Consider the following 18,919-nt stretch of genomic DNA (forward strand, 5'->3'; position numbering starts at 1 on the left):
CCAGCGTAGGTCCGCGCACACCGAAGGGGCCGCACCCCAGGCGTCCAACCCGGTGGGTGCGGCCCCTCGGCCGTCGTGTGGCGCGTCCGTCGTCAGACGGCGATCGCGACCTCCGCCAGCCCGCCCTGCTGGGCGACGACCGTGCGGTCGGCGGTGCCGCCCGGGACGAGCGCCCGTACGGTCCAGGTGCCCTCGGCCGCGTAGAAGCGGAACTGGCCCGTCGCTGAGGTCGGGACCTCCGCCGTGAACTCGCCGGTGGAGTCCAGCAGACGGACGTAGCCCGTCACCGGCTCGCCGTCGCGGGTCACCTGACCCTGGATGGTGGTCTCACCGGGCTTGATCGTCGAGGCGTCGGGGCCGCCGGCCTTCGCTCCGCACATGTCGTCACTCCTGAGGGGTTGGGAAAGGTCGCGGTGGGGTGCTGTACCCGGGTGGTTACTTCGCGGCGCCGAGCTCGATCGGCACGCCGACGAGGGAGCCGTACTCGGTCCAGGAGCCGTCGTAGTTCTTGACGTTCTCCACGCCCAGCAGCTCGTGCAGCACGAACCAGGTCAGGGCCGAGCGCTCACCGATGCGGCAGTAGGCGATGGTGTCCTTCGCCAGGTCGACCTGCTCGGCCTCGTAGAGCGCCTTCAGCTCCTCGTCCGACTTGAAGGTGCCGTCGTCGTTGGCGTTCTTCGACCACGGGATGTTGCGGGCGGACGGGACGTGACCCGGACGCTGCGACTGCTCCTGCGGGAGGTGGGCCGGGGCGAGCAGCTTGCCGGAGAACTCGTCGGGCGAGCGGACGTCGACCAGGTTCTGCGCGCCGATCGCCTTGACGACGTCGTCGCGGAAGGCGCGGATCGAGGTGTCCTGCGGCTTGGCCTTGTAGTCGGTCGCCGGGCGCTCGGGCACGTCGGTGCCGTCGACCAGCTCGCGGGCGTCCAGCTCCCACTTCTTGCGGCCGCCGTCGAGGAGCTTGACGTTCTCGTGGCCGTACAGCTTGAAGTACCAGTAGGCGTAGGACGCGAACCAGTTGTTGTTGCCGCCGTAGAGGACCACGGTGTGGTCGTTGGCGATGCCCTTCTTCGACAGGAGCTTCTCGAAGCCCTCCTGGTCGACGAAGTCACGACGGACGGGGTCCTGGAGGTCCTGCGTCCAGTCGATCCGGATCGCGTTCTTGATGTGGTTCTTGTCGTACGCGGACGTGTCCTCGTCCACCTCGACGATCGCGATGGTCGGGTCGTCCAGGTGGTCCTGCAGCCAGTCGGCGTCGACCAGGACGTCGCTGCGGCTCATGCTTTCTCCTCCGGGGCAGTTGCGGCGGGGCGTGCGGGTGAGAGGGGGTGCGCGCTCATGCCGGAGCGGCGCGCGGGTGCCCCGAACGGGGCGGTGAGGGGAACCGGACGGCGGCGTCGCCGTCCGTTCAGAAGGTGCGACAGAGCATGGCGGCAACGCGGCACAGGTCCACTGCCCGCCGCTTCGTGAGATCCGCCTGTCGCTTCATGGGCTCGATCGTAGGGACGGATGCCGGGCCGTGTCACCGGCGTGTCGCATGATGAGACGGGATCGTCCGGTATCTGGGATTCGCGAGCCGCCCCGGGCGCCGCCGAGCGGTCCGCGGTCCGTCGCGAGGGTCCTCGCATCTGTGGTGCGGACGTCGGCGTCTCGCCTGTCGGACGCCGACGCGTCGGGCGGGCGTCGGGCGGGCGGCCCGCGGACGCCCTCGGCTCCCGGGCACCGTCCCTCGGCTCCCGGGCACCGCCCGTCGTCCTACCCGGCCAGCCTGACGCCCGAACCCTTCACCGTGATCTCGACGCCGTTCTCCGCCGCCTCGACCTTGTCCAGCTCGATCCCGCCCGGCAGCTCGTCGATGGTCTGCTGGAAGTCGGTGATGGCCCGGATCCGGGACTCGGCGAACTGCTTGCCGCCCACCGTCGGCAGGCCGTCCGCGACCACCTCGACGTTGTTGTCCTTGACCTTCACCGAGCTGAGGACGTCGACCGGCTCGGGCAGTTCGGTGCCCAGGACCGTGGCCCGGAGCGACACCTTGATCTTGCCGTTGCCGCCGTCGGAGAGGCCGACGACCCTGGCGGTGATGCCGGGCCCGACCTCCGTGGGCTCGGGCTTGGCGGCCTTCAGCAGCTCGTCGTAGGAGATCGTCGCGGTGCCGGTGGCCGTGGCCGCCGTGGCGGAGCCGAAGTCGCTGGAGAACTCGACGCCCTTCATGTCGGCCCGGAGGTCGTCGATGCGGATCTTCCTGTTGCCGTCGCCGGTGGTCGCCTCGTAGTCGTCGATGCCGACCTCGACGTCGTCCAGCGTGCCGCCGAGGACCTGCGTGAGGAAGGGGAAGCCCTTGATGGACACGTCCGGCGTCGAGGCGAGGTTCTCGGTGCTGCGCAGCTTGTCCGCCGCCTCGCCCTCGGCGAAGTTGACCGCGAGCCGGTCCGCGATCACGAAGAGTCCGCCCAGGATCACGACGACGATCAACAATATTCGCAGTGCGCGCATGCGAGTGCTTCCCCACCGGTAGGCGTCAACGACAGCGGTCCCCCGACGACCGTCGGCCGTCCAGCGCGAGCGTAACGCGGTGGACGGCCGCAACCGGATTTTGTCGATCACCTGTGACAGGCGGGGCGTGTACGCCCCGGGGGACCCTCAGCCGAACACCCGCCCGAGCGCGTACACGGCCGGTGCCGAGGCCGCCAGCGGCAGCGCCACGCCGGCCGTGAAGTGCACGAACCGGGACGGGTAGTCGTAGGCCGCGACCCGGTGCCCGATCAGCGCGCACACCGCGGCGCCCGCGCCGATCAGCGCGCCCGGCGTGCCGATGCCCGTCATCGCGCCGACCGCGGTCCCGGTGCCCGCCGCCGCGAGCAGCGCGACGACCACCGAGGCGGGCGTCGGCATCGGCAGCGCGCGGGCCACGACGGCCACCGCCACGGCGACCGCGCCGACCGTCGCCGCGTCCGCGTCGGCCGCGAGGTACCCGCCCGCGACGACGGCCAGGGCCGCCGCGACGACGGTCGCCATCAGGCCGTACATCCGCTCGTCCGGGTCGGCGTGCGACCGCAGCTGCAGGACGAGGGAGAGCAGCACCCACACGCCGAGCGTGCCGAGGAGCGCCGCCGGGGAACGGTCCGACACCAGCATCGCCGCGTCCGCGGCCAGCGCGCCCGCGAAGCCCAGCGCGATGCCCTGCCGGGCGGGCCACATGCCGTTCAGCCGGAACCAGCCCGCCGCGGTGACGGCCTGGAGGACGACCAGCGGGACGAGCAGCGCGTACGTGCCGACCTCGGCCGCGCCGGCCAGCAGCAGCCCGAGCAGCGCGGTGAGCGCGGCCGGCTGCATCCGGGGGTCGATGATCGGCGAACGGCCCTCGGCGCGGGCCCGCTGCGCGTCGGTGATCCGGGCGTTGCCCGCGAGGGTGGCCGGGCCGTACTCGGGGGCGTCGGCGGAGGCGGTGGCCGCCGGGGATGCCGACGGCGCCGGGGCGGCCGGGGCAGCCGCGGCCGGTGAGGGCTCGGGGGCGTAGGGCTGCGGTTGGGGCTGAGCCTGGGCCTGGGCCTGGGCCTGGGCCTGGGGGGCGTACGCCTGGGGTTGTGGCTGGTAGGGCTGCGCCTGCGGCTGGTACTGCGCCTGATGCTGCTGGGGCTGCGGCTGGTACGGCTGCGATCCGTACGTCTGCTCCCCGTACCCACCGCCGTACGCGCCGTCCCCCTGCGGGGGCAGGTACGCCGTCTCCTCCGCCGGGACGGGCGGCTGCAGCTGCGTCTCCCAGGTCTGGCCCTGCCACTGCTGCGTGTGCGGGCCGGTGTCCGGGTCGTCGTACCCCCGGTGGCCCTGCTGGTGCTGTCCGGACCACACCTGGGCGTCGTACCCCTCGTGTCCCTCGTACGGCTGGTGCGGCTGGTGTCGCTGATACGGCTGGTCGGTCATCGTCACCCTCCCGCGAACGGCGGGAGCACCTCGACCGTGCCGCCGTCGGCCAGCCGTACCGTCTCGTGCGCGCGCGTGCCCACGGGTTCGCCGTCGACGAGGAACGAGCAGCGCAGCAGCACGCGCGTGAGTTCGCCGGGGTGGCTCTCGCGCACCGCGTCGAGCGCGTCGGCGAGCGTGGCCGCCTCGTGCGGCTCCTCGGCCACTCCCGCCGCGGCCTTCGCGGCGGCCCAGTAGCGCACCGTGACCTTTGCCATCTGGATCCTTCGTCGCCGGTGCCGATCGGCGTCCGTGCCGATCGGCGGTGAACACCGTCAGGCTAGCCCGCCCGCGCCACGGCCCAGTCGCCGATCCTGCACAGCAGCTCCTCGCCGGACGCGTGCTCGGCGTGGCCCATGCCGGGCTCCACCCAGAGTTCGCCGTGGTCACCGGCCGCCTCGGCCAGCATCCGGGGGTGGTCGAGGGGGAAGTAGCCGTCCCGGTCGCCGTGCACGACGAGCAGCGGCGTCGGCGCGATCCGCCCCGCCGCCTCCACCGGCGACAGCGGCACCGGGTCCCAGTCCCGGTGGTGGATGCGGGTGCGCAGGCCGTAGCGGCCCACCAGGCGCCCGGCGGGGTGCATCACCAGCCAGTGCAGCCGGCGCATGGGGGCCGTGCCCCGGTAGTACCAGCGGGCGGGGGCGCTCACCGACACGACGGCGTCCGTGCGGGCGGCGCCGTCGTCGCCGTCGTCGCCGTCGCGGCCGTACAGCGCGGCGTGCCGCAGCACCACCGAGCCGCCCATGGAGAAGCCGACGGTCACCACGCGCGCGTGCCCGAAGCCGCGCGCCCAGGCCACCACCGCCGCCAGGTCGAGCACCTCGCGGTCACCGACGGTCGAGCGCCCGCCGGAGGCACCGTGCCCCCGGAAGGAGAACGTGACGACGGCCCCGCGGCGCGCGAACGCCTCCGCGATCCGGCGCACGTGCGGGCGGTCGGCGTCCCCGGTGAACCCGTGCGCCACGACGAACACCAGGTCGGCGGCGTCCCCGCGGTCCGGGCCGGGCTCGTACACGGCGTCGATGCGCACCCCGTCGGACGTGCGCAGGAACGTCCGCGCGGGCGTTCGGCGAGGTGCCCGCCCCGCCGTCCCCCGGGGCGTCCCAGAATGCGGACGAATGGTGGAACGCGCCACATGAACTGCCGGACCGTCGCTCATGTCGGCTATTCTGCTGGGCAGAGGACTCGGGCGACGCAGCCCCCGGGTCCTTTTGTGCTTTCGGGAGCGTTCGCCGGCGTTCATCTCCCGGACTCGCAGCGGAGCCCGCGGGCGAGGGGCCCGCACCGTACGAAGCAGTGCCGCAGACTCCCCCGCTGCCTCCACGGGCGCGGGAGGTGCCCCCATCGCAGGGACCGAGGAGGAACCAGACGTTATGGGCGAGCGAACCGTGCACGACCGCAGGACGACCCGGGCAGGTGGGGCGCGATGAGTTCTCTCCTGCTCCTGACCAATGCCCTCCAGCCGTCGACGGAGGTGCTCCCCGCCCTCGGCCTGTTGCTGCACAACGTCCGCGTGGCCCCGGCGGAGGGGCCCGCGCTCGTCGACACCCCCGGCGCCGACGTGATCCTCGTCGACGGGCGCCGCGACCTCCCCCAGGTCCGCAGCCTGTGCCAGCTGCTGCGCTCCACGGGCCTCGGCTGCCCGCTGGTCCTCGTCGTCACCGAGGGCGGCCTCGCCGCCGTTACCGCCGACTGGGGCATCGACGACGTGCTGCTGGACACCGCCGGTCCGGCGGAGGTCGAGGCCCGGCTGCGGCTGGCCATGGGCCGGCAGCAGATCGCCGGCGACGACTCCCCCATGGAGATCCGCAACGGCGACCTGTCGGTCGACGAGGCGACGTACTCCGCCAAGCTCAAGGGCCGGGTCCTGGACCTGACCTTCAAGGAGTTCGAGCTGCTGAAGTACCTCGCCCAGCACCCGGGCCGGGTCTTCACCCGCGCCCAGCTGCTCCAGGAGGTGTGGGGCTACGACTACTTCGGCGGCACCCGCACCGTCGACGTGCACGTACGGCGGCTGCGCGCCAAGCTCGGCCCCGAGCACGAGTCGCTGATCGGCACCGTCCGCAACGTCGGCTACCGCTTCGTCACGCCCGAGAAACCGGAGAAGAAGGAGCGGGCCGCGGAGGAGACCGGGGCGAAGAGGGGGTCCGCGGCGAAGGCGGACGCCGCGGAGACGACGCCCGCCGCAGCCGAGGCCTGAACGTCACCGGGCCGACCGAGGGCTGATACGCCCTGCCCGGAGCGGGTCCATCCGCGTAGACTCCGCGCGTGGCCAAGGTGACTCGGGATGATGTGGCGCGACTGGCGGGGACTTCGACCGCCGTCGTCAGCTACGTCATCAACAACGGACCCCGGCCGGTCGCCCCGGCCACGCGCGAGCGTGTCCTCGCCGCGATCAAGGAGCTGGGGTACCGGCCCGACCGGGTCGCCCAGGCCATGGCGTCGCGGCGCACGGACCTCATAGGCCTGATCATCCCGGACGCCCGCCAGCCCTTCTTCGGGGAGATGGCCCACGCCGTCGAACAGGCCGCGTCCGAGCGCGGGAAGATGGTCCTCGTCGGCAACACCGACTACGTCGCCGAGCGCGAGGTCCACTACCTGCGCGCCTTCCTCGGCATGCGGGTCTCCGGCCTGATCCTGGTCAGCCACGCCCTGAACGACCTGGCCGCCGCCGAGATCGACGCCTGGGACGCCCGGGTCGTCCTGCTGCACGAGCGCCCCGAGGCCATCGACGACGTCGCCGTCGTCACCGACGACCTGGGCGGCGCCCAGCTCGCCGTGCGCCACCTGCTGGAGCACGGGTACGAGTACGTCGCCTGCATGGGCGGCACCGCCGAGACCCCGTCCGTCGGCGACCCGGTCTCCGACCACGTCGAGGGCTGGAGGCGGGCGATGCAGGAGGCCGGGCTCTCCACCGAGGGCCGGCTCTTCGAGGCGCCCTACAACCGCTACGACGCGTACCGGGTGGCCCTGGAGGTCCTCGCCGGTCCGCGCCGCCCGCCCGCGGTCTTCTGCTCCACCGACGACCAGGCGATCGGCCTGCTGCGCGCGGCGCGCGAACTGCGCATCGACGTCCCCGGCGAGCTGGCGGTGGCCGGCTTCGACGACATCAAGGAGGCCGGCCTGGCCGACCCGCCGCTGACGACGGTCGCCTCCGACCGGTCGGCGATGGCGCGGTCCGCCGTGGACCTGGTCCTGGACGACGGGCTGCGGATCGCGGGCTCGCGGCGCGAGCGGCTGAAGGTGTTCCCGTCGCGGCTGGTGGTACGGCAGTCCTGCGGCTGCGGGTAGCCCCGGCGGCCGCCGGAGCCGGACTTCCTGATGTGGAGCCGGGCTTCTTTATATCGGGCATACGAGGTTCTGCCGGGCTTCTCAGGCGGGACTCAGAAAGCTCTCATCCGCGGGCGGGAAGCTCATGGACATGACCGAGAGCTTCCGCCGCAGCGGCGAGTACGAGAACGCGCATCCGTACGTGACCCCTCACGAGGGCGCCCCGCAGCACGCCTCCTCGCCCGGGAGCCCCGGGAGCCACGCGGGCCCGGTGGCCCCGGAGAGCCGCACGAGCCCGGTGAATCCGGAGTGGCCGCCCCCGCCCGCGCAGCCGCCCCACCCCCCGGTGGCCGCGGAGCCGGGTGAGCCCGTCCAGCCGCCCCGCAGGCGGGCCCGGCGCGGCCCGGTCGCCCTGCTCGCGGCCGTGGCGATCGTCGCGGCGGCCGTCGGGGGCGGCACCGCCTACGGCATCCAGGAGCTGACCGGCGGCGACACCGTCGCCTCCAGCTCCACCAGCACCACCGTGGTGCCCTCCAGCCAGAAGGGCACGGTCGCCGGCGTGGCCCGGGCGGTCAGCCCGAGCATCGTCGAGATCAACGCCACCTCGAACGCCGGTTCCTCCACCGGCTCCGGCGTGATCATCACCGGTGACGGCGAGATCGTCACCAACAACCACGTCGTGTCCGGTGCCTCCTCGGTCGAGGTGACGACCAGCGACGGCAAGCGGTACGGCGCCGAGGTCGTCGGCACCGACAGCAAGAAGGACCTGGCGCTGATCAAGCTGGAGAACGCCTCCGGCCTGAAGACCGCCACCCTCGGCGACTCCGACGGCGTCCAGGTCGGCGACCAGGTCGTGGCGATCGGCTCCCCCGAGGGCCTGACCGGCACCGTGACCAGCGGCATCGTCTCGGCCCTGGACCGCGACGTGACCGTGTCGACGGACGAGGGCCGGCAGCAGCAGCGGCAGGGCGGCCAGTGGCCGTTCGAGTTCGGCGGCCGGGAGTTCAACGGCGACACCGGCTCGTCCACGACGACGTACAAGGCGATCCAGACGGACGCCTCCCTCAACCCGGGCAACTCCGGCGGCGCGCTGATCGACATGAACGGCAACATCGTCGGCATCAACTCCGCGATGTACTCGGCGGCCGGTTCGTCCTCGTCGGCGGACGCGGGCAGCGTCGGTCTCGGCTTCGCCATCCCGATCAACACCGTCAAGGCGGACCTGGCCGCGCTGCGGGCGGGCGCCCGGAACTGAGCGGAGGGGGGCGGCACACCGTGCTCCGGCGGACCGCGCACGCCGCGACGCCCACCGTCGGCGGTCCGGCCGGACCCGTCCTCGGCCCGGAGGCCGCTTCCACGCCGCAGCCTCCGGTACCCCGGGCGCCGCGGGTGCCGGCCCGCGGCGCCGCCCGCACCCCCGTCCGCACCCACGGCACACCGCGCCCCGTCCGCCCCACGGCGCACCGCCCCGCCGCCCCGCACCCCGCCGTGGGACGCCGCACCGGGACCGGCCCCGGCGTGCGACGCTGAAGGCGTTGGCAGCCCGTACCCATCGCACCCGAGGAACCCGAACCCATGAGCCCCGCAGAAGGCGACCGCGACCGTGACACCCAGCGCATCCTGATCGTCGACGACGAGCCGGCGGTCCGCGAAGCCCTCCAGCGCAGCCTCGCCTTCGAGGGGTACGGCACCGAGGTCGCCGTCGACGGCGCCGACGCCCTGGAGAAGGCGGCGGCGTACCGGCCCGACCTGGTCGTCCTCGACATCCAGATGCCCCGCATGGACGGCCTGACCGCCGCCCGCCGGATCCGCGGCGCGGGCGACACGACCCCGATCCTGATGCTGACGGCCCGCGACACCGTCGGCGACCGGGTCACCGGCCTGGACGCCGGCGCCGACGACTACCTGGTCAAGCCCTTCGAGTTGGACGAACTCTTCGCCCGCATCCGCGCCCTGCTGCGCCGCAGCTCCTACGCGGCGGCGGTGGAGGCCACCGCCACCGACGACACCCTCGCCTTCGCCGACCTGACCATGGACCTGGCGACGCGGGAGGTCACCCGGGCCGGGCGCCCGGTGGAGCTGACCCGCACGGAGTTCACCCTCCTCGAGATGTTCATGGCGCACCCGCGCCAGGTCCTCACCCGGGAGCAGATCCTGAAGGCCGTCTGGGGCTTCGACTTCGAGCCGTCGTCCAACTCCCTCGACGTGTACGTCATGTACCTGCGCCGCAAGACCGAGGCGGGCGGCGAACCGCGCCTCGTCCACACCGTCCGCGGCGTCGGCTACGTCCTGCGGCAGGGCGGCGCGGAGTGATCAGGCGGTTCCGCGCCCTGCCCCTGCGCTCCCGCCTGGCCCTGCTGGTGACGACGGCGGTGGCGTTCGCGGTGGCGGCGGTCTCGGTGACGTGCTGGTTCATCGTGCAGGGCAAGCTGTACGGCGAGGTCGACGACAACCTGCGCAACGGCAACCTCCACATGTCCCTGTCCGCGATCCGGACGACCCTGGCCGACTGCACCCGGACACCCGACCCGACCCAGCCCCCCGGCCCCCGCAGCCAGCCCTACCTCGAACTCGTCCGGTCCGACGGCGACTACTGCGTCTTCGGCAACTCGGCGGGCTCGGTGAAGGTGGCCCCCCCGGACGTCAAGGTCGCCGGCAACCCCGACGGTTCGGCGTACTTCCGCAACGGCGAGGACACCGACGGCAAGGCCGTCCGCACACTGACCGTGCCGCTCGCCGACGGGGTCGCCCTGCTGGTCGCCCTCCCGCTGGAGGACACCCAGGACACCCTCGACGAACTCGCCCTGCTGCTGCTCGTCGTCTCCGGCATCGGCGTGCTCGGCGCCGGAGCGGCCGGTCTCGCCGTCGCCCGCGCCGGGCTGCGTCCGGTGGACAAGCTCACCGAGGCCGTCGAGCACGTCGCCCGCACCGAGGACCTGAACGTCCGCATCCCCGTGGAGGACGAGAGCGAGGACGAGATCGCCCGTCTCTCCCGCTCCTTCAACTCGATGACCTCCTCCCTGGCCAGCTCCCGCGACCTGCAGCAGCAGCTCATCGCCGACGCCGGCCACGAGCTCCGCACGCCCCTCACCTCCCTGCGCACCAACATCGAACTGCTCTCCCGCAGCGAGGAGACCGGCCGCCCGATCCCCGAGGCCGACCGCAAGGCGCTCCTCGCCTCCGTGAAGGCGCAGATGACGGAACTCGCCGCGCTCATCGGCGACCTCCAGGAACTGTCCCGCCCCGACACCGGCCAGCACGCGGGCAGGACACGGATCCTCGCCTGGCAGGACGTCGTCGAGTCGGCGCTGCGCCGCGCCCGCCTGCGCGGACCGGAACTGACCATCACCGCCGACGTCCAGCCCTGGTACGTACGGGCGGAGCCCTCCGCGCTGGAGCGCGCGATGGTCAACATCCTCGACAACGCGGTGAAGTTCAGCCCGGAGGGCGGCACGATCGACGTACGGCTGGCCGACGGCGCCCTCACCGTCCGCGATCACGGACCCGGCATCCCCACCGACGAACTCCCGCACGTCTTCGACCGGTTCTGGCGCTCGCCGTCGGCCCGCGCGCTGCCCGGTTCGGGCCTCGGCCTGTCGATCGTGGCGCGGACGGTCCAGCAGGCGGGCGGAGAGGTGACGCTGACCCCGGCGGAGGGCGGCGGCACGGTGGCGACCGTACGACTGCCGGGGGCACCGGTACCGCCGCCGGACCGGGATCCGGCGGACGGGGACGTCTGACCGCGCGGCAGCCTTCGACACCCCGACGGCGACCGAGCTGACCGGCGCCCAGCCGGCAGGGGGGGCGGCCGAGGATCGGATTCACGCCGGGGGGCCGGTCGATTCAGTGCGACTGCCCCGCCCTGCTGCAGCGGCTCGCCCTTCATCCCCGCCACGAACGCGTTCCACGGGGCCTCACCGAAAACATTGCCCTGGGGACACCTCCCCTTCCTCATGCGACACCGCCGGGCGCAGCGCGAGCGGGAAAAGGAAGGGGCCCGTGACCGGTGAGGGTCACGGGCCCGCTGGAAGAGCGCGCGGAGCGCTACCGCACGATCGTGATGCGGTCCGCCGCCGGCGGGGCGATGGGGTCCGTCGCCGAGGAGTTGGCCGTCAGGTACTGCACGAAGGCCGCCAGGTCGTCCGAGCCGACCAGCTCGTCCGTGCCCTGTCCCATCGTGGTGAAGCCGTCGCCGCCGCCCGCGAGGAAGCTGTTCGCCGCGACGCGGTAGGTGGCCGCCGGGTCGATGGGGGCGCCGTTCAGGCGGATGGAGTCCGTGACCACGCGGTCCGCGCCCGACTTGGTCATGTCCAGGGTGTAGGTGAGGCCGGAGGAGACCTGGAGGATCTTCGGGGAGGCCTCGTTCGGGCCGCTGACCTGCTCCTTGAGGACCTGGATCAGCTGGGCGCCCGTGTAGCTGCGCAGGTTCACCGTGTTGGAGAAGGGCTGCACCGTGAAGCCCTCGGCGTACGTGACCACGCCGTCGCCCTCACTGCCCGAGGCCGTGTAGGTCAGGGGTGCGCGGATGCCGCCCGGGTTCATCAGGGCCAGGTCGGTCTCCGGGTCCAGGGACGTGCCGTGGGCCAGCTGCGCGTCGGCGATCAGGTCGCCGAGCGGGGACTCGGTGCCGTCCTTCCCGATGTCGCCGGAGATGTAGCCGATCGGGCGGTTGCCGATGGGGGCGGCCAGGGTGTTCCACCGGTCGATCAGGCGGGTCATGTCCGGTGCCTTCGGGACGTCCCGCGTCACCACGTGGTTCGCCGACTTCACGGCCGTACGGACGATGTCGCCCGTCGCGCGGTCGTAGGTCAGCGTCGTGTCCGTGTAGAGGCGGCCGAAGGACGACGCCGACGTGACCATGCGGGGCTTGCCCGCCGGGTCGGGGATCGTGCAGACGTACGCGTTGTGGGTGTGGCCGGTGACGAGCGCGTCCACCTGGGGCGTGACGTTCCTGGCGATGTCGACGATCGGCCCGGAGACGCCGTCACCGGCGCCCGGGGAGTCGCAGTCGTAGTTGTAGGAGGACGAGGCCGGGAAGCCTCCCTCGTGGATGAGGGCCACGATCGACTTCACGCCCTGGCGCTGCAGCTCCTTGGCGTACTTGTTGATCGTGTCGACCTCGTCCTTGAACTGCAGGCCCTTCACGCCCTCCGCCGAGACGACGTTCGGGGTGCCCTCCAGGGTCACGCCGATGAAGCCGACCTCGACGCCCCGCTGCTTCCACACCCAGTACGGCTTCAGGAGGGGCTTCTTCGTCCTCTCGTCCAGGACGTTGGCCGCCAGGTACGGGAAGTCGGCGCCCTCGAACTCCTTGTCCGTGTAGCAGCCGTCGGTGGGGTGGCAGCCGCCGTTCTGCAGGCGGGCCAGCTCCCTGGCGCCCTCGTCGAACTCGTGGTTGCCGACGGACGTCACGTCGAGGTCCAGCTTGTTCAGCGCCTCGATGGTCGGCTCGTCGTGGAAGAGGCCGGACAGCAGCGGGGAGGCGCCGACCATGTCGCCGCCGGCCGCGGTGATGGAGTACGGGTGGCCCTTGCGGGCCTGGCGCAGGTGGGTGGCGAGGTACTCCGCGCCGCCCGCGTCGATCGTCTTCGTCGTGCCGTCCGGCTGGACCTCGGTGACCCGGCCGGAGGAGCCGGCCGGGGGCTCCAGGTTGCCGTGCAGGTCGTTGAAGGAGAGGAGCTGGACGTCCTGGTAACGGCCGTGGCCGTGACCGCCGTGGTCCCGGTGGCCCCCGCCCGCGTGCGCCGACGCCGGCAGTGCCGCCGCGGCGAGCGCCCCGGTGGTCACGACGGTGGCGGCGGCGACGAGGAGCCGGGTCGTCCGGCGTCTGCGGCGCGCGTGGTGCGGGTGTGCTGTGGCTGGCATGCGCCCCCCTGTGGGTGTGCGTGACGCGAGCCGCAGAGGAAACGGCCCGCCGGCGCGACAGCCTAGGGTCAACGCGCGTAGCGCGACAGAGGGTTCCGGGTTACATCACGGTCTACCTTCCTTCTTCTCCGCGGTCTCCCCCGCTACCGCCGCTTTGCCGCGCCCTCCCTCTACCCTCGTACGCATGACCAGCGACGACACCGTGCGGCCCGGCCGCTCCCGTTCGATCGAGACCCTCACCGCACTCTCCCCGGAGCAGACCGGCGCCGTCCTCGCCCTGCTCGCCGAGGCCGCCCGCAACGACGGGCAGCAGGCCGTCTCCGAGCAGGGGCGGCTGCAACTGCGCGGTCCGGCCCGGGAGGGCGTCTCGCACCTGCTGCTCACCGTCGACGGCGGCGAACTCGTCGGCTACGCCCAGCTGGAGGGCACGGACCCGATCGAACCCCCGGCCGCCGAACTGGTCGTCCACCCCTCGCACCGGGGGAGGGGCCACGGACGGGCGCTGGGCTCCGCGCTGCTCGCGGCCTCCGGCAAGCGGCTGCGGATCTGGGCGCACGGCGGCCACTCCGCCGCCCGGCACCTCGCGCAGGTCCTCGGGCTGACCCTCTTCCGCGAACTGCGGCAGATGCGCCGCCCGCTGGCCGGCCTCGACCTGCCGGACCCGCGGCTGCCCGAGGGCGTGAGCGTACGCGCCTTCGTACCCGGCCGGGACGACGCGGCCTGGCTCGCCGTGAACGCCGCCGCCTTCGCCCACCACCCCGAGCAGGGCGCCCTCACGCAGCGGGACCTCGACGACCGCAAGGCCGAGGGCTGGTTCGACCCGGCGGGGTTCTTCCTGGCCGAACGCGGGGGCGAGTTGATCGGCTTCCACTGGACGAAGGTGCACGCCGAGGAACGGCTCGGCGAGGTGTACGTCCTCGGCATCCGCCCCGACGCCCAGGGCGGTGGCCTGGGCAGGGCCCTGACCACCATCGGCCTGCGGCACCTGGCGGAGCGGGGCCTGCCCACGGCGATGCTCTACGTCGACGCCGACAACAAGGCGGCCGTGTCCGTCTACGAACGCCTGGGTTTCGTCACCCACGAGACGGACCTGATGTACCGCACGGAGACGTGAGCCGTCACCGGCGCGCCGGCCCACCGGGAGGCCTCCGGGCGTACCGGACGCCCCGCGCCGACCGGGCGCGCGGGGCACGTCCTACGGACGGTGCGCGCCGCCCGGGCCGGACGTGACCGGCACGCCGGTGACCCGCCTCCGTCCGCGCCGGCCCACCGGCTCCGGCCCGCACACCGCCCACACCGCGGCGGCCGCCGCCGGCAGCACCGCCCACCGGTCGTGCGCCGCCGGCCACCGCGGGTCGTCCGGCCCCACCGACAGCGCCCAGTCCTCCGGTACCAGCAGGGGCGCGAGGACGGCCACGACCAGCAGGGCCGCCGCGACGGCCGGACCGGGGCGCGGTTCGTCCGTCAGACGTACCGCCGCCGCCGCACCGGCGAGCGCCGCCGCGCACATCGCCCCGGCCTCCAGGGTGACGTCCCCGACCGGGGGCCGGGTGCCGGAGGGGGCGAGCAGCAGCACCGCCGTCCACCACAGCACGGCGGGCGGTGCGACGAGGACCACCCGCAGCGCCTGCCGCAGGGGACGCCGGGTCGGTACGGGCGCGGTGAGGTGCCGGGCCCGGTCGTCCAGCAGGAAGACCAGGCCGAGCGCGCCGACCAGGGCGACGCCCCGCAGCAGGACGAGCGCCTGCCGGGGGTCCGGTTCCGCGCCCGTCAGCCTCGGCGCCCCGGCGAGCAGCAGCCCGAGGGCGCCGGCGGAGCCCAGGGCCCGCCACGGCAGCGTGCGCCACACGGGACCGGCCAGCGCGCGCGTCACTCGCACGAGTCCGCCTTCTCCGGCCCGGCCACGCCCAGCAGCCCGGCGGCCTCGGCCGTCGTGACCTCCGGGGAGGTCAGCTCGGTCCAGTGCGCCTTCACCCGCTCGGCGACCTGGGGACCGGGCTCCTCGAGCAGCCGCCGCACGACGTCGGTCTGTCCCTCCGTCATGGTCAGCGGATCGGTCGGTGACAGGACCACCGCGGCCCCCTCGACGCTGTCGTCGAGACGGACCCGGCGCAGGGCGTCCATCGGGTCGTCCTGCCAGCTGAGGGAGAGCCACATGACGGTGACCATCCGCCCGTCGCACACCGTGCTCCCCGCCTGCTCACTGCCCGCGACCAGCACGGCGGCGACGGCGGTGGAGAACTCCGGGACCCGGTTGCCGCCCCAGGCGGTGCCCACGGTCACTTGGTGCGGTGCGGTCAGCGGGGGGATCGCGGCGTCTCCCCCCGGCCCGTTCCGGACGTCCATCCGCTGCCGTACGAGGAGCCGCCGGTCGTGCGCGGTGCCGCCCGCGAGGGACTGGACGTGGTCCACCACCCCGGCCCAGGCACCCGTCCGGGGCTCCCAGTCGGGGAACGCGCAGTACGCCGACCGGCCGTGTTCGACGCAGCTCTGCTCCTTCTCCGGGTTCGCCGAGACCCGTTCGCGGGCCGCGGTCAGCCCCGGTGACGGATCCACGCCCCTGGCCTGCAGGACACCGCCGGTCACCGCCAGGGCGAGGGCCAGGGCGGTCCCCGCCCGGACGGCCGGTCCGCGTCCACCGGCGGCCAGCACCGCGAGGAAGGCCGCGCACAGGGCCGCGCCGGCCAGGTACAGCGCGTGCCAGGCGGCGGGCCGCCCCAGCAGGTCGGAGGGCAGGGTGGTGGTGCCGGACTCGGTGACGACCGGGGCCAGCCACGACAGGCCGTCGACGTCGCCCGAGCTCGTACCGAGGGCGAGCGTGAGCAGCAGGCAGACCACCAGCAGCGGCGCGGCGAGCGGCGCCCGCACCACCCGGGCCAGCAGCACCCCGAGCACACCGGACAGCAGCACCGTCAGCGGCCCGACGAGCAGCTCGGCCGGCGAACCGCTCCCTATCGCACCCTGCTTGGACGCCTCCCAGGCGAACTGCCCGGCCACGCACACGGCGGTGAGCAGCACGACCGGTACGACGGACAGCACGTGCGCCGCCGTACGGCGCCAAGGTTCCACGACCAGGATCGCGAACTGGCCCTCCGTGCCGTGGCGCGCGGAGCGCAGGACGGCGAAGTCGGCGGAGACCAGGACGGCGAGGCCGACGAGCAGGGGCCCGCCCTGGGTGGCGCGGTCGGCGTCCTGGAGGGCGGGATACCCGTCCCAGGAGTCGCGGGTGCGCCACACGATCCAGGCGGCGTAGGCGACGAAGGCGACGACGACGGGGACGCTCAGCAGCAGTCGGCGGGCCTCGAACCGGGCGAGGGCCAGCACGGCCCGGGCACCGCCGCGCGGCCCGGCGTCCACGGCGGACGGGGCCGCCGTCAGCACGGTGCTCATGCGGCCACCCCCGCACCGGCGCCGTCGAGGGTCAGCAGGTAGCCGTCCTCCAGCGTGGGTTCGAGCAGGTCGGCGCCGGAGGGCGGATCGCCCACGTTCCGGAAGGATCCCGTCCCCGTGCGCCAGCAGGCCTTCGCGCCCGGGTCGCGCTCCGTGCTGCTCCACACGCGCCCGGCGGCCCGCGCGGTCAGCTCGGCCGGGGTCCCGTCGAACCGCACGGTCCCCGCGGCCATGACGAGGACCCGGTGGCAGAGCATCGCCACGTCCTCGGTCTGGTGGGTGGACAGCAGTACGGTCCGCCCCTCCCCCGCCCCGGCGATCAACTCCCGGAACCGCATCCGCTGTTCGGGGTCGAGCCCGACCGTCGGCTCGTCGAGGACCAGGAACCCGGGGTCGCCGACGAGCGCCGCCGCCAGCGCGACCCGCTGCCGCATGCCACCGGACAGCTTCCTGATCCGCTTGCCGCGCACGTCGCCCAGGCCCACCTCGTCCAGGACGCGTCGCACCTCGCGGTGCCGGCCGGCCCGGTCGGTCAGCTCTTTCAGGATCGCGACGTAGTCGACGAACTCGAAGGCGGTGAAGTCCGGGTGGAAGCCGGGGGTCTGCGGCAGGTACCCGAGCCGCCGCCGCACCTCCTGCCGTCCCCGCGCGGTGCCCGGGTCGTGCCCCAGCACGGTGAAGGAACCCCGGTCGGCGGGCACGGCGGTCGCCAGCACACGCAGCAGCGTGGTCTTCCCGGCCCCGTTGGGACCGAGCAGCCCCGTGACGCCCGGCGTCAGCCGCAACGACACCTCGTCCAGGGCCCGGGTGCGTCCGTGGTGCAGGCTGAGCCCGGAGGCGGAAACGGTGGGGGTCATGCGCCACTCCCGTACAGAGATGGAGAAGAGGAAGAAGGACTCACGCGGCACCCCGCGGAAAGACGTCGAACCGGTCGCGGGCCAGAACCAGCAGCCCCGTCCCCAGCGCGGCCACGGCCGCGGACACGCCCTGCCCGGCCGTGGTGAACGGCGCCAGCGGACCGCCCCCGGCGGCCTGCGCGGCGTCGGCGGCGAACAGCACGGCACCCCACGCCCCGGCGACCACCGAGGGCGCGACCACCGGACCCAGCCGGGGCGTCAGCGCCAGCCCGGACGCGGTGAGCGCGAGCGCGGGCAGCAGCCAGGCCAGCGCGCGCAGCCCGTAGCCCGGCAGGGTGAGCGTCGCGAGGCCGTTGACGCCGAGGCCGACGGCCAGGACGGCGACCGTACGGATCATCAGCAGCCGGAAGCCGTGCATCGGCGAGACGACCGCCATCTCGTACGTCGGATCCAGCGCGGGCCCGTAGGCGAGCGCCACCCCGGCCAGCGGCAGCAGCGGCGCGAAGGCGAGGAAGAGCGTGGGCCTGTCGGTGACGCCGGACGTGAAGGCGACGGCGAAGGTCGTCACCAGCACGGCGACGATCGCGCCCAGCCAGGAACGGCGCAGCACGGGCGTGGCCGTGAGCAGCCGCGCGGTGTGGTCGGCGACCCCGCACCGCACCAGCAGGCCCTCGAGCCACCCCGGGCGGGGCGCGTCCAGCTCGGCGTCGAGCCGCTCCCACCCCGCATCCAGGGCGGCTGCGTCGCTCACCTCGGCGAGGACACCCCGGCACCGCGCGCAGGCGGCCAGGTGGGCGTCGGCGGACCAGAGCACGGGCGCCGCGAGCTCGCCGCGGGCGTACGCCCGCAGGTCGTCCTCGTCCACGTGCCAGCCGTTCTCGCTTCTCATGCCAGTGCCTCCCGCAGCTGCCGACGGGCCCGCATCGCCCGCGTCTTGACCGTGCCCGGCGGGATGCCGAGCAGGACGGCCGCCTCGCGGGTGGTCAGCCCGTCGATGACCGTGGCCTGGAGCACCGCGCGCAGCTCCGGCGAGAGCCGGACCAGCGCACCGGCGAGGTCCCCGTGCTCGACACCGGCGAGCACCCGCTCCTCGGCGGACGCCTCGTCCCGGTGCCGCAGGCGGGCCAGCGCCTGTCGCAGCCGCCCCCGGGCGCCGTCACCGCGCAGCGCGTCGACCAGCCGCCGGGACGCGATCCGCCACAGCCAGCCGGCCACGTCCCCCTCCGTCCGGTAGCGCGCACTGCCCCGCCACACCGCGAGGAACGTCTCCTGCACGACGTCGTCGACGACGCCGGCGTCGGCGCAGCGGCCGCGCATCCGGGCGGTCAGCCAGGGGGCGTACCGCCGGTACAGCTCCTCGAAGGCCCGCCGGTCGGCGTCCGCCGCGACGGCCCGCAGCAGCTCGCCGTCGGTTCTCGTTTCGCTCACGTCTCCTCATCGGACGAGCCGGGCGGTCCGGTTCACGGGATCACAGCGGATTTTTCCGAGGGAGCCGAGGAAGCTGGCGGAGCCGACGGAGCCGACGGAGCGCGGCTCGCCGTCCCGCGACCCGGCGCCGCCGGAGGCCGCTGCCGCAG

At 73.9% G+C, this 18,919-nt stretch carries 19 protein-coding genes; 6 read left to right on the forward strand and 13 right to left on the reverse strand.

What is annotated here, in order from left to right; genetic code table 11:
• Positions 1-92 precede the first annotated feature (92 nt).
• The 7 genes from JHAT_RS18205 to JHAT_RS18235 all read right to left on the reverse strand — a co-directional run bounded on the left by JHAT_RS18205 (position 93) and on the right by JHAT_RS18235 (position 5,119).
• Positions 93-380: a DUF1416 domain-containing protein gene (locus tag JHAT_RS18205; RefSeq protein WP_004986406.1), complete on the reverse strand. Its 288-nt coding sequence runs from the start codon at positions 378-380 to the stop codon at positions 93-95.
• A 55-nt stretch (positions 381-435) separates the two neighbouring features.
• The gene (locus JHAT_RS18210) at positions 436-1,281 is read right to left on the reverse strand and encodes a sulfurtransferase (RefSeq protein ID WP_077799248.1); all 846 of its coding nucleotides are present in this window, start codon (positions 1,279-1,281) and stop codon (positions 436-438) included.
• A 127-nt stretch (positions 1,282-1,408) separates the two neighbouring features.
• Positions 1,409-1,489 carry a putative leader peptide gene (locus JHAT_RS35960; RefSeq protein ID WP_350310325.1) on the reverse strand — a complete coding sequence of 27 codons (81 nt, stop codon included), beginning with the start codon at positions 1,487-1,489 and terminating at the stop codon, positions 1,409-1,411.
• A 266-nt stretch (positions 1,490-1,755) separates the two neighbouring features.
• On the reverse strand, positions 1,756-2,493 hold the full coding sequence (locus tag JHAT_RS18220; protein WP_077799249.1) for a DUF2993 domain-containing protein: 738 nt from the start codon (positions 2,491-2,493) through the stop codon (positions 1,756-1,758).
• A 147-nt stretch (positions 2,494-2,640) separates the two neighbouring features.
• Positions 2,641-3,921 (reverse strand): hypothetical protein, encoded by a 1,281-nt coding sequence (locus JHAT_RS18225; protein WP_077799250.1) that lies wholly within the window; start codon positions 3,919-3,921, stop codon positions 2,641-2,643.
• Positions 3,922-3,923: 2 nt separating this feature from the next.
• Positions 3,924-4,178 (reverse strand): MoaD/ThiS family protein, encoded by a 255-nt coding sequence (locus tag JHAT_RS18230; protein ID WP_077799251.1) that lies wholly within the window; start codon positions 4,176-4,178, stop codon positions 3,924-3,926.
• A gap of 62 nt (positions 4,179-4,240) precedes the next feature.
• The gene (locus JHAT_RS18235) at positions 4,241-5,119 is read right to left on the reverse strand and encodes an alpha/beta hydrolase (RefSeq protein ID WP_171990954.1); all 879 of its coding nucleotides are present in this window, start codon (positions 5,117-5,119) and stop codon (positions 4,241-4,243) included.
• A 267-nt stretch (positions 5,120-5,386) separates the two neighbouring features.
• Between JHAT_RS18235 and JHAT_RS18240 the strand changes: the two genes are divergently transcribed.
• From JHAT_RS18240 to JHAT_RS18265, 5 genes are all read left to right on the forward strand, one after another.
• Positions 5,387-6,160: a response regulator transcription factor gene (locus tag JHAT_RS18240; protein ID WP_077799253.1), complete on the forward strand. Its 774-nt coding sequence runs from the start codon at positions 5,387-5,389 to the stop codon at positions 6,158-6,160.
• Between the two features lie 68 nt (positions 6,161-6,228).
• Entirely contained in the window at positions 6,229-7,251 is a 1,023-nt protein-coding gene (locus JHAT_RS18245; protein WP_077799254.1) for a LacI family DNA-binding transcriptional regulator, read from the forward strand.
• A 130-nt stretch (positions 7,252-7,381) separates the two neighbouring features.
• Positions 7,382-8,485, forward strand: coding sequence for a S1C family serine protease (locus JHAT_RS18250; protein WP_171990955.1), 1,104 nt, complete (start codon positions 7,382-7,384; stop codon positions 8,483-8,485).
• Positions 8,486-8,805: 320 nt separating this feature from the next.
• A complete protein-coding gene (locus tag JHAT_RS18260) occupies positions 8,806-9,543 on the forward strand; it encodes a response regulator transcription factor (protein WP_077799257.1) in 738 nt (245 codons plus the stop codon).
• Complete coding sequence (locus JHAT_RS18265) at positions 9,540-10,970, forward strand: cell wall metabolism sensor histidine kinase WalK (RefSeq protein ID WP_077799258.1); 1,431 nt, start codon at positions 9,540-9,542, stop codon at positions 10,968-10,970. Before JHAT_RS18260 ends, JHAT_RS18265 begins: the two co-directional genes overlap by 4 nt.
• Before the next feature lie 304 nt (positions 10,971-11,274).
• Here the strand turns inward: JHAT_RS18265 and JHAT_RS18270 are convergent, their stop codons facing one another.
• Positions 11,275-13,095 carry a bifunctional UDP-sugar hydrolase/5'-nucleotidase gene (locus JHAT_RS18270; protein WP_077799259.1) on the reverse strand — a complete coding sequence of 607 codons (1,821 nt, stop codon included), beginning with the start codon at positions 13,093-13,095 and terminating at the stop codon, positions 11,275-11,277.
• A 184-nt stretch (positions 13,096-13,279) separates the two neighbouring features.
• Between JHAT_RS18270 and mshD the strand changes: the two genes are divergently transcribed.
• Positions 13,280-14,209 carry a mycothiol synthase gene (gene mshD / locus JHAT_RS18275; RefSeq protein WP_077799260.1) on the forward strand — a complete coding sequence of 310 codons (930 nt, stop codon included), beginning with the start codon at positions 13,280-13,282 and terminating at the stop codon, positions 14,207-14,209.
• An 81-nt stretch (positions 14,210-14,290) separates the two neighbouring features.
• On the opposite strand, the gene JHAT_RS18280 is transcribed toward mshD, so the two are convergent.
• Genes JHAT_RS18280 through JHAT_RS18300 form a run of 5 tightly spaced genes read right to left on the reverse strand, consistent with a single transcriptional unit; the run spans position 14,291 to position 18,770 of the window.
• Positions 14,291-14,974 (reverse strand): ABC transporter, encoded by a 684-nt coding sequence (locus JHAT_RS18280; protein ID WP_253195536.1) that lies wholly within the window; start codon positions 14,972-14,974, stop codon positions 14,291-14,293.
• Entirely contained in the window at positions 14,965-16,485 is a 1,521-nt protein-coding gene (locus JHAT_RS18285; RefSeq protein ID WP_077799261.1) for an ABC transporter permease, read from the reverse strand. The genes JHAT_RS18280 and JHAT_RS18285 overlap by 10 nt, the downstream gene beginning before the upstream one ends.
• A complete protein-coding gene (locus JHAT_RS18290) occupies positions 16,482-17,342 on the reverse strand; it encodes an ABC transporter ATP-binding protein (RefSeq protein WP_077799262.1) in 861 nt (286 codons plus the stop codon). Before JHAT_RS18290 ends, JHAT_RS18285 begins: the two co-directional genes overlap by 4 nt.
• A 40-nt stretch (positions 17,343-17,382) precedes the next feature.
• The gene (locus JHAT_RS18295) at positions 17,383-18,231 is read right to left on the reverse strand and encodes a zf-HC2 domain-containing protein (protein WP_077799263.1); all 849 of its coding nucleotides are present in this window, start codon (positions 18,229-18,231) and stop codon (positions 17,383-17,385) included.
• A complete protein-coding gene (locus JHAT_RS18300) occupies positions 18,228-18,770 on the reverse strand; it encodes an RNA polymerase sigma factor (RefSeq protein ID WP_077799264.1) in 543 nt (180 codons plus the stop codon). The genes JHAT_RS18295 and JHAT_RS18300 overlap by 4 nt, the downstream gene beginning before the upstream one ends.
• Positions 18,771-18,919: the final 149 nt, after the last annotated feature.

The organism is Streptomyces sp. JHA26, from assembly GCF_002005565.1.
GTDB lineage: Bacteria > Actinomycetota > Actinomycetes > Streptomycetales > Streptomycetaceae > Streptomyces.